The organism is Enterobacter cloacae complex sp. 418I7 (assembly GCF_050030705.1).
In the GTDB taxonomy this organism is placed as follows: Bacteria; Pseudomonadota; Gammaproteobacteria; order Enterobacterales; family Enterobacteriaceae; genus Enterobacter; species Enterobacter intestinihominis.
In genome coordinates this window covers 2,585,519-2,601,507 of record NZ_JBLGUU010000001.1, presented here as the reverse complement: position 1 = coordinate 2,601,507, position 15,989 = coordinate 2,585,519, and the positions used below count along the sequence as shown (strand labels likewise).

Below are 15,989 nucleotides of genomic sequence, written 5' to 3'. Positions count from 1 at the left end.
GAATCATTGTTAATGGAAACTAACATGTCAGAAATTAGCCGTGCCGTGCTTTTCGGCAAACTGGATACGCTGTTATTTACCTCTCTGGAAAGCGCGACTGCCTTCTGTAAGCTGCGCGGCAACCCGTACGTTGAGCTGGTGCACTGGCTGCATCAGCTGATGCAGCAGCAGGATGGCGATCTGCAACAGGTCATCCGTCACTTCGCCCTTGATGAACAGCAGCTGACGCGCGATATCGTGGCGGCGCTGGATGCCCTGCCGCGTGGCGCAAGTTCCGTCTCTGACCTTTCCGAGCATATCGACAGCGCCGTCGAGCGCGCCTGGGTCTACGGCTCGCTGAAGTTTGGCGTCAGCCGCATCCGCGGCGGCCATTTGTTGATCGGCATACTGAAAACGTGGAATCTGGCTAACGTGCTGAAAAGTATTTCGGCGCAGTTCACCCGTCTTAACGTCGAGGTGCTGATCGAGCAGTTCGACGCTATTTGCGCCAGCAGCAAAGAGAGCCAGCAGGCCGCCGCCGCTGCGGACGCAGCTGCCGGGGCAGTACCGGCTGCGCAGGGCACGCTGGCGCAGTATGGTCAGGATCTGACGGCGCGCGCCCGGGATGGGAAAATTGACCCGGTGGTGGGGCGCGATGAAGAGATCCGCCAGATGGTCGATATTCTGATGCGTCGTCGCCAGAACAACCCCCTGCTGACCGGGGAAGCTGGCGTCGGGAAAACGGCGGTGGTGGAAGGGCTGGCGCTGCGTATCGCTGACGGCGACGTGCCTGAGCCGCTGCAAAACGTTCAGCTGTGGCTGCTGGATATCGGCATGCTTCAGGCCGGAGCGGGCATGAAAGGGGAATTTGAGGCGCGCCTCCAGGCGCTGATTAACGAGGTGCAGTCCAGCGCCACGCCGATTATTCTGTTTATCGATGAGATCCACACCCTGATTGGCGCTGGCGGCCAGCAGGGTACCGGTGATGCCGCTAACCTGCTCAAGCCTGCCCTGGCGCGTGGGCAACTGCGCACCATCGGCGCGACCACCTGGGCGGAATACAAAAAATACATTGAGAAAGATCCGGCGCTGACCCGCCGTTTCCAGACCGTACAGGTTCACGAGCCGGATGAAGCGAAAGCTGTATTGATGCTGCGCAGCACCGTGTCGCCGCTGGAAACTCATCATCAGGTTTTACTCCTCGACGAAGCGGTCAGCGCGGCGGTGAAACTGTCGCATCGCTATATTCCTGCGCGTCAGCTGCCGGATAAAGCGGTGGCGCTGCTGGATACCGCCTGCGCGCGCGTGGCCGTCAGCCAGAGCGCGCCGCCTGCCCAGCTGGAAGACTGCCTGCGTCATCTGGCGGCCCTGGACGTGGAGCTGGAGATTGCCGAACGTGAAGCGCGCGTGGGGGCGGGCGATCCGGCGCGCGTGGCGACATTAAGCGCCGAACGTGACGCGTTCGAAACCCAACGCGAGGCCCTGGCTCGTCGCTGGGAAGAAGAGCGCACGCGGGTGCAGGAAATTATCCGTCTGCGTGCCGCACTGTTTGCGGCGAGTGATGAGGATACGGCTGAACTGCGCGGCCAGCTGACAGAACAGCAGCAGGCGCTGAAGACCTTACAGGGTGACGAACCGCTGCTGTTTGCCGCGGTCGATGAAAACGTGGTGGCTGCGGTGGTTTCGGACTGGACCGGGATCCCGCTGGGCCGGATGGTGAAAAATGAGATCGACGCGGTGCTGAACCTGGCTGATACGCTGAACCAGCGGGTTATTGGTCAGCGTCACGGTCTGGATCTGATTGCCCGTCGGGTAAAAACCTCGCGGGCGAAGCTTGACGATCCGAACAAACCGGTCGGCGTATTTATGCTCTGCGGGCCGTCCGGCGTGGGCAAAACCGAAACCGCGCTGGCGCTGGCGGAGTCGCTTTACGGCGGCGAGCAGAACGTCATTACCATCAACATGAGTGAATTCCAGGAAGCGCACACCGTTTCGACGTTAAAAGGTGCGCCTCCGGGCTATGTGGGCTATGGTGAAGGCGGCGTCTTAACCGAGGCCGTGCGCCGCCGTCCCTACAGCGTGGTGCTGCTGGACGAAATTGAAAAAGCGCACCCGGACGTGCACGAGATCTTCTTCCAGGTCTTCGACAAGGGCTGGATGGAGGACGGCGAAGGGCGTCACATTGATTTCCGTAACACCATTATTATTCTGACCTCTAATGTCGGTACCGAGCTGATCGCAGCCATGTGTGCCGACCCGGAACTGATGCCGGATCCTGACGCGTTAAGCGGCGCCCTGCGCCAGCCGCTGCTGGAGGTGTTCCCACCTGCGCTGCTGGGCCGCTTGCTGGTGGTGCCGTATTACCCTCTGAGCGACGAGATGTTGGGGCAGATTGTGCGTCTTCAGCTCAGGCGCATTCAGCGTCGTCTGGAAGAGAATCACAATATTATTTCTGAATTTGACGACAGCGTGGTCGAACAGATTGTTCAGCGCTGTACCGAGGTTGAGTCGGGCGGGCGTATGGTGGATGCGATTCTGACCAATACGTTGCTGCCTCAGATGAGCCAGATTTTACTTACCGCCAGCCGCAGCGACGAGCAGTACCGACGTCTGCATGTCACCTGCGAGCAGGGCGAGTTCCACTGTCAGTTTGCCGCGTAATAATCATCAAGAGAACTGTAAAAGATGACGGATAATGATAACAATCGGACTGTCCCAAACGCGCTCCCGGTCGGGTACCGTTTCAATGAGTTTGAGATAAAAGAGGTGATTGGCGGCGGCGGATTCGGCATCGTCTATCGCGCCTGGGATCACCAGCTCGAACGCACTATCGCTATCAAAGAGTTTATGCCTTCCTCCCTCGCCGTGCGCGGCGAGGATATGACGCTGGTGCTGCGCAGCGAGCGCTTCGGCAAAGCGTTTTCTGCCGGTCTGAACAGCTTCATCCAGGAAGCCCGCCTGCTGGCGCGCTTTAACCACCCGAACCTGCTGCACGTGCTGCGCTTCTGGGTGCAAAACGACACGGCCTATATGGGGACGCTGTTTTACAGTGGCACCACGCTGTCGCGTCTGCGCGAAGAGAAACCGGAGCTGATTAACGAGGCGTGGATCCGCCGCATGCTGCCAATGCTCTTCGGCGCCATCAAAACGATCCACGATGAGGGCTACCTGCACCGCGACATCTCGCTGGATAACATTCAGATTCAGGATAACGGCCTGCCGGTGCTGCTCGATTTCGGATCGGCGCGCCGCACCATCGGTAATCTCTCGGATGAGACGGAAACCATGCTGCGTCCGGGGTTCGCGCCTATCGAGCAGTATACCGACGACAATGAAAGCGAGCAGGGGCCGTGGACGGATATCTACGCGCTCGGCGCCGTATTGCGCACCCTCATCGTCGGCTCTCCGCCACCGGTCAGCGTGGTGCGTTCGATTCAGGACACCTGCAAACCACTGGTTGAGCTGATGCCGCAGGGGTATTCCATTCCGCTGCTTCAGGCCATCGACAAGGCGCTGGCGCTGCATATGGAAGACCGACCGCAATCCATCGAAGAGTTTGCGGCGCTGATCGAGATGCCCGTCGCCGGTATCGACGAGGTGCTGACCGCGAAGAAGACCGGCACGATGCTGGTGCCGGTGGAAGAGGAGACATCTGCTTCCGCGCTGGACTGGCGACGTTACAAGCTTCCGGGGCTGGTGGCCGCGGGCGTGCTGGTTGGGGTGGTTGCCGGTGCGATGCTGTTCGGCGGCGGCAGCCAGGAAACGCCAGTGCAGACGGCGCAAACCCCTGCCGTGAGCCCTCCGGCTGAAAACTCCGCCGCAGCGGAAACCAGACCGGCAACGGCCGACGTGAGCGAGCCGGTAGCGCCACCTGCTACGGCGCAGCAGAGTGCGTCGCCTGTCGACGCCAGCCCGGTCGCGCTGGTCTATATCCGCATGCTTGATGGCGAGACGCTGAAGGTGAACGGCGAGCCGAAAGCGCTGCGTCCGGGGAATAACGGTTACGCATCGCTGAAACTGCCTGCAGGCGAGACCCGCATTGAACTGGAAGGCAATGGAAGAACGCGTACCCAGACGCTGGATATTGCGAAGCCAGGCACCTGGCTGGTGAATCCGTAAGCCTGCGGGTAACAGGACGGAGCGAATGTATAACATCAAGTTTGTCTATCTGTTCCACGAGAACGTCTCGCCAGCGCTGTTTGCGAAAATAATCCGCCCGTCCGTTGCCGGACAGTGGATTATGTCGGTTCCTGACCATTCGCTGCGCTCGCTCTTCACGCGCTACGATCTGCTGCGCACGATCACCGGTGCGAATCCTTATCAGTCCGGGCGCGATACCCGCACGCTGATCGCGCAGGATTTAGAGATGGGCAGAGTGGTTGCTATTGACGAAAGTTTTCGTGACTGGTCATCAGTAACGGAAATTTTTTATATCAACGCCAAAGGGCAACTCCAGGCTGCCTCGCTGGTCGGCCTGGGCTGGTATCCGGTGAGTACGATTGTTGACCGCTACGAAACCATGGTGAGAACGTACGGATCTCGCCCTGCGCCAACGGTACTGCCAAAACAGGTAGTGAAATCTAAAACGGCACAAGTGCCGGATGAACCTACTCCCGGCAAGGACGGTAAAACCTATGCCGGGCAGCTTCAGAAGATGACCAAAGCAGAACGCTGGCAGGCGCGTAAGGATCTGATTGCGAAGGGGAGCAATAGCCTTTATCCGGATGCCCAGATCGCCGCAAAACGTCTGGCAGCGAATAATATCGCGGTGGAAAAAGCGAAGCTTGCGGAAAATATTTATAAGACCGTGAACCCGCTCGAAACCACACCGGACGTGCCGGAGGGATGGACAGATATCAGTAATGACGATGCGCTGTTAGGAAAGTTCGGGCTGAACAAATCCATGCTCTTTGACGATGATACGTCCCCCAATTTTCTGGCGCGCGTCTATCAACCGAAGCCGGAAGTGTTTGGTGCAGATATGAACCCCACGCTGGTATTCAGGGGATCGCGCGAGCCTGGTTTCGCCTCTCTGTCTGAGAATGTCTCCTCTCTACTGACCAAAGGGGAACTGGCGCCGGTGGTAAACGGGGCTGACTGGTCGAATAACTTCTCACAGGGCATGGGTATGGCTTCAGATTATTATAAAAAGGCCGTGAGTATCGGTAAGGAGCTGGCAAGGTCAGGGCAGAATATTGATATTGCCGGTCATTCCCTTGGCGGTGGTCTCGCCTCTGCAACCTCTATGGGCAGCGGGAAAGCGGGGTGGACGTTTAACGCCGCCGGCCTCAATGCCGGAACCGTAGAAAAATACGGCGGTAAGATATTAGGCAGTACGGATAATATCCAGGCGTATCGGGTTGAAGGTGAACTGCTGACGAAGATTCAGGAAGTTAACCCCTGGGAAGATCTGAAAACGATGAAAGGGCATGTCCCTTCGTGGATCCTCAAAGAGGAAATCTCTGCGCTGAGCCCTAATGCTGCCGGAATACCCCATGATCTTCCCGGTGGAACCGGAAGCGCGCTGGACCGCCACGGAATTAATCAAGCGATTGATTGCATAGAGCAACAGAAGGATGAGGATATTTCGATAATCGGGAGTCGATTGTGAAAAAAGGGTTGATGGCTTTTGTCGCGTTATGTTTTTTATTCATGATTCAGGGGTGTAAGCAGGATATGGACCTTAATCCACAGGACTACTTCAGCGGCCAGCAGCTTGAACTGGCGAAAGCAATTGAGGAAGGCGACGTCGATGCGGTGAAGACGCTTGCGCCAGACAGCGACCTTAATCAACCAGGAAAGCAGGATATGACCCTGCTTTTCTGGGCCCTTGGCAACGCAATTAATGATAAAAAAACGTCGAGCCATTTAAAGGTGATTACGTTGCTAGTTAAGGATGGCGCAGATCCGCTCCAGCCTCGACCGCAGGGAAAAAGCAGTCCTGCTGAATTTGCCCTAAAGGGAGACAGTGCGGACTGGATCGACGCGATGTTGGACGGTGGCCTCTCACCCAACGTGAAAGATAAGGTTTTCCACGAACCGATCGTCTTCCAGTCGCTTAAAGCGAAAAATACAGAGACGCTGGAAGCCATGCTCGATCGCGGTGCTGACGTCAACTCAACCAACTCACTGGGTAAAACGCTGGTGTTTGATGCGCTGGATAACCAGGCTTACGATCATGTCTTGTTGCTGCTCGATCGGGGAGCGGATTCGTCAATTAAGGCCAAAAATGGCTGGTCGATGAGCAATGCGCTCGCGGACGCGCTGAATGGACTTGACCGAGGCAGTGAGCAATACGAGAAATTAAACGAAATAAAAGAGAAGCTCATCCAGAAGGGGGGCGAATGGCCACCTCAGCCCGTTAAGTAATTGCTTAACGGCCATGAACGCCAGAGATAAGGTTTTCGTTTTCTGGGGATGCATGGATGCCCTGGCCGTTGTCTTCTATTGTGCCCAGTCCGTGCGACATGACAGGATCCCTTTTATTTCCGATATACACGCCTTCAGTACGGTTGTGAACACGCTGTCTGCTGGTGGGTATAGCGCTCTGGTTATTCTTTTCTTTATTCTCGATTTCTTGTTGTTGGTCTCTTTTATTGCCTCAGCATGGTGCTTCTTCGCCCGGAATTTATACGCGAGAAGACTGGCGCTCTACCAGGAAATACTGCGTCTGGTTGGATTTCGCTACTCAGTTTCCCTTTTTCCCCTGGTGTTAAGTTTCACGGGCGTGATGAATGTCTGGCTAAATGGCTTTTTGTTCTTTTTGTCAGAGTTTCTGAAAATCTATTCCCTGTGGATTTATAAATATGAAGGGGAAAGGCCCGCGGTTAAAGAGTAAGACGGCCAACAACCAGAACATTCACGTTTAAAAAAACCTTGCGTTAAAAATACTCTCAGCATAAACCATTACGGAATAAAGATTATGCTCAACCGAATTACCGTTCAGCTCCCGGTTGAGGGGCTGCTTTTCTGGAAACTCTCCGGCCGCGAGGCGATGTCGGAGTCGTTCGCGCTGACGCTGACCCTGCTCGGCACGGATGCGCGCCTTGACCGCAGCAGGCTGCTCGGCCAGCCGGTCACAGTGACCATCCCCACGCAGAGCCTGCTTACTCCCCGCTTTATCAACGGCAAGGTGACGCGCGTGGCGGTGAGCGCCGTGGAGCTGACGGGCACCCGCTATGCGGTCTACCAGCTGACTGTAGAGCCGGACCTGTGGCCGATGAAGCGCGACCGTAACCTGCGGATTTTCCAGGGCCAGACGGTACCACAGATAGTGAAAACCCTGCTGGGTGAGCATCAGGTTAACCTCGAAGACAAACTCACCGGCAGCTACCGGGTGTGGGACTACTGCGTGCAGTATCAGGAGTCGAGCCTGGACTTCATCAGCCGCCTGATGGAGCTGGAGGGGATTGCGTACTACTTCAGCCACGAGGCGGACAAGCACACCCTGGTACTGACCGACGCCGCGACGCAGCATCAGCCGTTCAGCGGCTATGAGGTCATTCCTTACCACCAGACGCCGTCCGGCGGCAGTACGGATGAAGAGGGCATCAGCCAGTGGGCGCTGGAGGACAGCGTGACGCCGGGGATTTACAGCCTCGATGATTACGACTTCCGCAAGCCGAACGCGTGGCTTTTCCAGGCGCAGCAGAACCCGGCGTCACCGAAACCGGGAAGCATCGATGTGTACGACTGGCCGGGGCGCTTTGTGGAGACAGGCCATGCGGAGTTCTACGCCCGTATCCGTCAGGAGCGCTGGCAGGTGGAGCATCAGCAGATTCAGGCGACGGCCACGGCGGCGGGCATTGCGCCGGGCCACATCTTTACCCTGACCAACGCGCCGTTCTTCAGCGATAACGGCGAGTATCTGGTGACGGCGGCGGGTTACCACTTCGAGGAGAACCGATACGCGAGCGGCGAGGGGGAAACCATTCACCGCACCGATTTCACCGTTATCCCGGCGGCGGTGTCGTACCGTCCGGCGCAGAGCACGGCGTGGCCGCGGACCTACGGCCCGCAGACGGCGAAAGTCGTGGGGCCGCAGGGGGAGAGTATCTGGACGGACAAATATGGCCGTGTGAAGGTGAAGTTCCACTGGGACCGTCTGGCGAAGGGCGATGACACCAGTTCCTGCTGGGTGCGTGTCTCCAGCGCATGGGCGGGCCAGGGCTACGGCGGGGTGCAGATCCCGCGTGTCGGCGACGAGGTGGTGGTGGACTTTATCAACGGTGACCCGGACCGACCGATTATCACCGGCCGCGTGTATAACGAAGCCAGCATGCCGCCGTGGGCGCTGCCGGCTGCGGCAACGCAGATGGGCTTTATGAGCCGCACGAAAGACGGTTCAGTGGACAACGCCAACGCCCTGCGCTTTGAGGACAAGGCGGGCGCAGAGCAGGTGTGGATCCAGGCTGAGCGCAATCTGGATATTAACGTCAAAAACGACGAGTCTCATTCTACTGAAAAAAATCGTACCCAGTTTGTTGGTGAAGATGAAACGTTACGGGTAGCGAAAAACCAGAAATCAGGGATTAAAGGCGATGTGATATGCCTGACGGGTAAGAGTCGAACCGATAAAGTCGTTAACAACTTTATACTTTCCGCAGGGAATACGCTGAGACTGGAATGTGGTGAGAGTGCCCTCGAGCTATCCAAAGACGGTAGCGTTCATATCATTGGTAATAACTTTAACTTTACTGCAAAACAGACTGCACAAATTAATACACTCTCCGGCGAATTACATTTGAATCCTGATGATGGACGAAACGTCATCGATCCGCCTGGTGCATCTCTTCAGGGCGAAATCCAGCAGGAAGTAGATGGTTTTTTTGTAATTAATGCCAATAAGTAAGAGTGATCAGAATGGCCGAATATATTCTTCAGGAAGCAACTCTCGCCTTACCCGATGTATTTAAAGACAGAACAATGAATTTATTTACCCTGAGTGATAATGGAGCAAGTGAGTTTACTTTTGTTGTTTCTCGTGCGAGTGCTAAACATGAAGATAAAGTTCATGATGCGGCAACTCGCCTGGTACGAGAGCTGGAAATCACGGTGCCCGATTTTCGTCTTGAATCCTCTCAGATGACTTCTGTTGATGGTCACCCGGCGGTAGAGCTTTTTTATCAATTTAAAAATGATAACTCAGCCATCTTTCAGAAGCAGACGGTGATTTTGCTCGGTGACCATCCTGGCGGACAAAAGCTGGTGTGTTATATTGGCACATGTCCTGGCGAATTCAGCGATTATTATCATAATCAATACTGGGAAATTATTCGCAGTATTAAATTCCACAAACCAGCTCTGACCGAAACTAAAGACATGCTCGCTGCCGACAGCCTGGGGCCATTTTTTGCGCTTGATGTTGAGAGTAAGGTACTTAGTGTTTTTGAAAAAATTCAGGAACTTTATGGACATCTTTCGCTTCAGCGGGCGAAAGAGGGGCAATATCTGCTTTTTGATAAACAGGGTAAACCGCTCAGTATTGCCCCCGTTCCGGGCAGCCAACCCCTTCGTTACGCGCTGTGGACGACTTTCGCAGACGAGTCACATCACTTGCTTTCACAGCTTTCCGTTTGCCGTCAGGTCGCTGGCTCTGACCAACTTAGTACACCCGATCGGATACGTGGATATCTGATGGCACAGCGTGCCGAATAATTATGTCCGAATGTCTGGCCGCTCGCGAAGATGATGAGATTGCTCATACAGCCTCAAAAGGCTGGATGATTGCAGGATTGGTTGGTGGGGCCATTCTGGGCGCTGCTGCCGTTGTCGTCACTGGAGGGACCGCGCTGGTTGCTGTTTCTGCCGTTGCGGCTGGTGCATGTGCTGCGGGTGGGTTAGGAGAACTCCTCGGCAGTATGTCATGGGCTCCACGCCACACGACAGGTACGCTGAAAGAAGGTTCACCCAATGTTTTTATCAACAGCCGAAAGGCTATCCGCGCTCATCTGTCAGCCGGAGAGTGTGACGAGCACAGCGGTAGCTTGCAACGGGTTGCGGAAGGGTCGATAAAGGTTTACATCAACAACTTTCCCGCCTCCCGCATTGGCGATAAATTGACGTGTAGCGCTGAGATTAGTCAGGGATCGCGTAATGTTATTATTGGTGGAAGCAAAGTTCAGACCGATGAAATAAGCCCTGAAATCCCTGAATGGGTAAACTGGACGATGCTCGCCGTTGGTGCCGGAGCGATGGCGGTGCTGGCCAGTCCGGCAATCGCACTTCTGAGTACCCTCGGTGCGATGGGCGGTGGCACTGTTGGTAGCTACGCGGGTGGAATGCTGTTTGGCGAAGGCAGCGACGGGCAGAAATGGGGGATGCTGATCGGCTCTGTTATCGGCGGCGGGGCTGGCATGAAGGGTGGTGCAAGGTTTGATGCGTGGCGGGCTGGTAAATCAATGTCGCGCGTTAGTGCGGAACCCGTTACAGCCCCTGCTTCGCCAAGGATGAGCTTAAGCGAAGCCGTAGGGAAACAACGAGCCGAAAAATGGATCACTCGTGGTAGAGAATTAGCGGAGAATCGTGATCCTGCTTTGTCTGCTTTACTCAGTGATGAGCAAGTAGGCGCATTGTATGGTTATACTACCGATCCTGGCTACAAAATGGTAAACCCAGCATTACGAGGTATGAAACCAATGACTAAAGAAATGGAAGCATTTACTCAACATATAAATGATGGCTTGGACCAGCTTCCTGCTTTTAGTGGAGAGACATACCGCGGGATGAACAGCTTACCTTCACACATATTGGAAGGATATACTCCGGGCAAAACAGTTATCGATCCAGCCTTTGTTAGTACTGATGTTAATCAAGGCTTCAGCGGTCCTATCCAAATGCGTATTGAAGGTTTTTCCGGTCGGAAAATTGACTTCCTTTCAGAATTCAATGCAACAGAGACTGAAGTGCTATTTAAGCCTAATACATCGTTTGAGGTTATCAGCAGGTCAGATGAGCTTGGGATAACAAATATAGAATTAAGGGAAATACCATGATCGACCTTCATACTGAAGACTCTGAAATCAATCATTATGCCGATCGCTATCGTACATACATGCCAATTAATGTCCGTAAGGCAATAAAAAACAACGGTATTGATGGTTTAACTTCTTCACAAGCTTGGGATGAAACATTACCTTTAATTACGACTGAAGATATTTCACGTGATAAAGCACTTGGGGCGCTGGTCGGTTTGGCTGTTGGGGACGCAGTCGGCACTACTCTCGAGTTTAAGAAAAGAGACAGTGAACATGTAGCGGATATGATTGGTGGCGGACCTTTCCAATTAAAACCTGGCGAATGGACAGATGATACGTCCATGGCATTATGTCTGGCGGAAACTTATCTTTCAGAAAACAGAATGCATACCGATGTACTTAGAAAATATCTCGTCAAATGGTATCTTAACGGTGATAATAGCAGTAATGGTCGGTGTTTCGATATTGGCAATACGACGCGATTTGCGCTTGAACAGTATATGCGTATCGGGCCTTCCTGGTATGGTAATACAGAAAAACACACTGCTGGTAATGCTGGGGTTATTCGTCAAGCTCCGGTGTCTATCTTTCGTCGAAAATCGCTGCGTGCGATTTACTTCGAATCCCAGGCTCAGAGTCGCGCAACTCATGGCGCGGTAGAGTCAATTAATGCATGCCAATTTCTCGGATTAGTATTGCACTATTTAATTAACGGTTATCAAAAAGAAGAAGCTTTTTCGCCTCATGTTTTTCCTTTGTGCGCGCGTGTAATGATCATAAATGCGGGTGAATATAAGAAAAAAACTCGCGATCAGATTCGTTCAAGTGGTTATGTTATCGATACGCTTGAGGCCGCGATGTGGTCCGTATGGAATACTGATAACTTCCGGGATGCGATTCTGCTGGCCGCCAATCTTGCCGATGATGCTGACAGCGTTGCGGCGACAGCGGGACAAATCGCTGGAGCATTATATGGTTATTCCGGTATTCCGCAGGAGTGGAAAAACAAACTTGTACAGCACGAACGTATCGCAAAAATGGCAGGTGAACTGTTCGATAGAGCTCCAGAGGATAATTTTTTATAATTATATTAGTCATCGGGCACGGGTATTGTACCGTGCCTCTATCTTTGTCTGTACTTCATGTTTTGTTAGCTAAAAAGATCCCTGCGTGTCAAACATTTTAAAATACATATTCTTTCAGAAGAGAATATGTGGTTACCATGGTTTGTGGATAAAAAATTATATTAAGCTGGGTTGAATTAATGGTGTCATTGGTATAATCAATCAACGGTTCGGGCCAAAAATTACGCTTGGTAGCAAAATCTCTCGCTTCGTTAAGCTGTATTTTGATGTTTTATGGTGTTTGGTTTGGAAAAGAAGTGTGATGTGAAGTGAGATGACGACACGACAATGCTTGGAGATACAACATGTATAAATGTGGTATGTTATGATGCATTGGCTTTTCTTTATTCTCTTTATGATTTGGACACAGACGCTTATATGGAATGGAAAAGACTTGTTCAGTAAAAAACAATGGTTCCTGGCCGGGTTGATGTTTGTTCTGGTGCTGGTGGCTACGGTTGTTATTGGTTTTACGTTGAAATGGTTAGCTCTGTCAATGTCATTATTCTCCGTCGCAACGGCGAAACAATATTCAATTATCTTTTCCATGTCTTTACTGTGCGTATGGGGACTAAAAGTTACCGTTGTGCTGCTCTGCACGATCTTTTCCGGGATTATAGGAAGGCACAAAAAATACAATGCGAAAAATTATGAAGCAATATCGTCTATAACACCCGTCGTTGCGCCTGGCTTACTTATCGTTGCAAAATGCCTGGTTTCCCTGGGTAGCGTCCTTATGTTTTCAGGTTTATGGCTTAAATAAGCACGATATTTAATAAAAAATATCTCAATGAACACTGAGATTAGTCCATAGTGGAATAAAGATTATGCTCAACCGAATTACCGTTCAGCTCCCGGTTGAGGGGCTGCTTTTCTGGAAACTCTCCGGCCGCGAGGCGATGTCCGAGTCGTACGCGCTGACGCTGACTCTGCTCGGCACGGATGCGCGCCTTGACCGCAGCAGGCTGCTCGGTCAGCCGGTCACAGTGACCATCCCCACGCAGAGCCTGCTTACTCCCCGCTTTATCAACGGCAAGGTGACGCGCGTGGCGGTGAGCGCCGTGGAGCTGACGGGCACCCGCTATGCGGTCTACCAGCTGACTGTAGAGCCGGACCTGTGGCCGATGAAGCGCGACCGTAACCTGCGGATTTTCCAGGGCCAGACGGTACCACAGATAGTGAAAACCCTGCTGGGTGAGCATCAGGTTAACCTCGAAGACAAACTCACCGGCAGCTACCGGGTGTGGGACTACTGCGTGCAGTATCAGGAGTCGAGCCTGGACTTCATCAGCCGCCTGATGGAGCTGGAGGGGATTGCGTACTACTTCAGCCACGAGGCGGACAAGCACACCCTGGTACTGACCGACGCCGCGACGCAGCATCAGCCGTTCAGCGGCTATGAGGTCATTCCTTACCACCAGACGCCGTCCGGCGGCAGTACGGATGAAGAGGGCATCAGCCAGTGGGCGCTGGAGGACAGCGTGACGCCGGGGATTTACAGCCTCGATGATTACGACTTCCGCAAGCCGAACGCGTGGCTTTTCCAGGCGCAGCAGAACCCGGCGTCACCGAAACCGGGAAGCATCGACGTGTACGACTGGCCGGGGCGCTTTGTGGAGACAGGCCATGCGGAGTTCTACGCCCGTATCCGTCAGGAGCGCTGGCAGGTGGAGCATCAGCAGATTCAGGCGACGGCCACGGCGGCGGGCATTGCGCCGGGCCACATCTTTACCCTGACCAACGCGCCATTCTTCAGCGATAACGGCGAGTATCTGGTGACGGCGGCGGGGTATCACTTCGAGGAGAACCGCTACGCCAGCGGCGAAGGTGAAACCATTCACCGCACCGATTTCACCGTAATCCCGGCGTCGGTGTCGTACCGTCCGGCGCAGAGCACGGCGTGGCCGCGGACCTACGGCCCGCAGACGGCGAAAGTCGTGGGGCCGCAGGGGGAGAGTATCTGGACGGACAAATATGGCCGTGTGAAGGTGAAGTTCCACTGGGACCGTCTGGCGAAGGGTGACGACACCAGCTCCTGCTGGGTGCGTGTCTCCAGCGCCTGGGCGGGCCAGGGCTACGGCGGGGTGCAGATCCCGCGCGTCGGCGACGAGGTGGTGGTGGACTTTATCAACGGTGACCCGGACCGACCGATTATCACCGGCCGCGTGTATAACGAGGCGAGCATGCCACCGTGGGCGCTGCCGGCTGCGGCGACGCAGATGGGCTTTATGAGCCGCACGAAAGACGGTTCCGTGGACAACGCCAACGCCCTGCGCTTTGAGGACAAGGCGGGCGCAGAGCAGGTGTGGATCCAGGCTGAGCGTAATATGGACACCAGCGTTAAAAATGATGAAACGCACAGCGTCGGGGGCGCACGCAGCCATTACGTGAAGAAAAATGAGCTGCATCGTGTTGAAGCGAACCAGATCCAGGCCGTGAAAGGCGGAACCGAGATCCTGACGGGAAAAGGCAAGCTGGATGCAGCGGTAGAGCAGTATGTCATTGCTTCCGGGACCAAGCTGCGGCTGGTCTCGGGTGAGAGTGCTATTGAGCTTAACGCTAACGGCAAAATTAACCTGATTGGTAAAGAGTTCAATTTCTTCGTTGAAGGGGACGGCTATATCACCACGGGCGGCAAGCTGCATCTGAATACCTCGGGAACCAAGCCGGGCACAACGGCACCGGGATCGGGGCATAAAGGGGATATTGATGCGGCGGTGCAGGAGAAGTTTGCGCCGGGAAAGGAGAGTAAGGCAGGTGCGGCTGCAAGCGCGCCTGCCGAAACCTCTAAAACTGCAACACCCCCATCATCAGGTGTGCCTTCAAGCGGATATGGTAAGGATGTGGATGGTCTTGTAGACAAATCACCAACCATGAAAAATGACATTGCGACTTTAAAGAAACGAGGCTGGACATTCGAAGAGGGTGAAGCAGGCAAGGGAACGTTTGCTAATCGTCAAACGCGAGTTATTACCGTTGATAAAAATGAGCTTGGTAATCCCAAGGCTGTTGTTCAGTCTCTGTCGCATGAAAGTGGCCACGCGTTATATGAACCTAACATTGATGTTTCATCGCGCGATGCCTACCTGAACAGTGCACTTAGTGATGAAGGCGCTGCAACACTGAATAATATCCGGGTGCAGCGTGAAATCCTGGCCAATAAGGGAGGGGATATAGGTATTGCAGGCAATCCGGCAAATCAGTCACAATATAATCGAATCTACGATTCTCTCGAACGCGGGGCTATAAAGGAAAGTGAAGCGCGTACGCAGATAGGCCGTATCTTTGGCAAAGGCGAACAAACGTCTACCACAGGGCAATATTACGAAGATTATTATGGCGGTTGGTATGATAAAAATTATCCATAGTATAAAAACGGGTGCGGTGTTTGCGGCTTTATTAACGACGGGAATGGCAGGAGGTAACATGCAAAAACAGGATCTTTGGCAGTTCATTGCAGAAATGAGCGCATCACTCAAAACATTGTCCGTTAACAGTCTGGATAACGCTCCGTTGTCATTCAAGCTAACGAAACAGAATGAATATATCAATTTCTACAATGCCGACGATATCCAACTGGCGGATGGAACGAACATTACTGCAATTGATTTACGTTTAAGCAAAGAAAGTGAAGGTATGGCACCGTTACTGAATTTTTCACCGTCCGGCCAGTGCATCACTCTCGACACGGTTAAAAAACATTATCCGCAACTGACGTTAACTGATTATCCACGAGGCCGTTCGGAGAACGAAGTGACCAGTTATACAGCGCCAAAGGATATGAATGGACAAAAAGTAAGCTTCAGTTTCACAGTAAAAAAAACTGACTGCTTGGGTGGGGTCGCTATTAGCGCTGACTAAAAATGCTTATTTCATTACTCACCGCTTTTTAGAGTGGTGAGTAGCATAA

General features: G+C 53.6%; 12 protein-coding genes. All 12 read left to right on the top strand.

Annotated elements, in window-relative coordinates; translation table 11 throughout:
* The first annotated feature begins 24 nt into the window (after window positions 1-24).
* The 12 genes from tssH (at window position 25) to ACQG0S_RS12420 (ending at window position 15,940) form a co-directional block, all read left to right on the top strand.
* Entirely contained in the window at window positions 25-2,640 is a 2,616-nt protein-coding gene (gene tssH, locus ACQG0S_RS12475) for a type VI secretion system ATPase TssH (protein ID WP_063138102.1), read from the top strand.
* Between the two features lie 24 nt (window positions 2,641-2,664).
* Window positions 2,665-4,098 carry a serine/threonine protein kinase gene (locus ACQG0S_RS12470; RefSeq protein WP_048966898.1) on the top strand — a complete coding sequence of 478 codons (1,434 nt, stop codon included), beginning with the start codon at window positions 2,665-2,667 and terminating at the stop codon, window positions 4,096-4,098.
* A gap of 25 nt (window positions 4,099-4,123) precedes the next feature.
* Window positions 4,124-5,590, top strand: coding sequence for a hypothetical protein (locus ACQG0S_RS12465; protein ID WP_023300317.1), 1,467 nt, complete (start codon window positions 4,124-4,126; stop codon window positions 5,588-5,590).
* On the top strand, window positions 5,587-6,348 hold the full coding sequence (locus tag ACQG0S_RS12460) for an ankyrin repeat domain-containing protein (RefSeq protein ID WP_074142862.1): 762 nt from the start codon (window positions 5,587-5,589) through the stop codon (window positions 6,346-6,348). Before ACQG0S_RS12465 ends, ACQG0S_RS12460 begins: the two co-directional genes overlap by 4 nt.
* Before the next feature lie 52 nt (window positions 6,349-6,400).
* A complete protein-coding gene (locus ACQG0S_RS12455; RefSeq protein ID WP_237764903.1) occupies window positions 6,401-6,817 on the top strand; it encodes a hypothetical protein in 417 nt (138 codons plus the stop codon).
* A gap of 84 nt (window positions 6,818-6,901) precedes the next feature.
* Window positions 6,902-8,830 carry a type VI secretion system Vgr family protein gene (locus ACQG0S_RS12450; protein WP_063138099.1) on the top strand — a complete coding sequence of 643 codons (1,929 nt, stop codon included), beginning with the start codon at window positions 6,902-6,904 and terminating at the stop codon, window positions 8,828-8,830.
* Window positions 8,831-8,841: 11 nt separating this feature from the next.
* Window positions 8,842-9,636: a DcrB-related protein gene (locus tag ACQG0S_RS12445; RefSeq protein WP_038416224.1), complete on the top strand. Its 795-nt coding sequence runs from the start codon at window positions 8,842-8,844 to the stop codon at window positions 9,634-9,636.
* Between the two features lie 2 nt (window positions 9,637-9,638).
* Entirely contained in the window at window positions 9,639-10,973 is a 1,335-nt protein-coding gene (locus tag ACQG0S_RS12440) for a PAAR domain-containing protein (RefSeq protein WP_038416223.1), read from the top strand.
* Window positions 10,970-12,040: an ADP-ribosylarginine hydrolase Tri1 gene (gene tri1, locus ACQG0S_RS12435; protein WP_048966917.1), complete on the top strand. Its 1,071-nt coding sequence runs from the start codon at window positions 10,970-10,972 to the stop codon at window positions 12,038-12,040. The genes ACQG0S_RS12440 and tri1 overlap by 4 nt, the downstream gene beginning before the upstream one ends.
* A 364-nt stretch (window positions 12,041-12,404) precedes the next feature.
* Entirely contained in the window at window positions 12,405-12,842 is a 438-nt protein-coding gene (locus ACQG0S_RS12430) for a hypothetical protein (RefSeq protein ID WP_225303296.1), read from the top strand.
* Between the two features lie 64 nt (window positions 12,843-12,906).
* On the top strand, window positions 12,907-15,447 hold the full coding sequence (locus ACQG0S_RS12425) for a type VI secretion system Vgr family protein (protein WP_426750402.1): 2,541 nt from the start codon (window positions 12,907-12,909) through the stop codon (window positions 15,445-15,447).
* On the top strand, window positions 15,428-15,940 hold the full coding sequence (locus tag ACQG0S_RS12420; protein ID WP_063138060.1) for a hypothetical protein: 513 nt from the start codon (window positions 15,428-15,430) through the stop codon (window positions 15,938-15,940). The genes ACQG0S_RS12425 and ACQG0S_RS12420 overlap by 20 nt, the downstream gene beginning before the upstream one ends.
* Window positions 15,941-15,989: the final 49 nt, after the last annotated feature.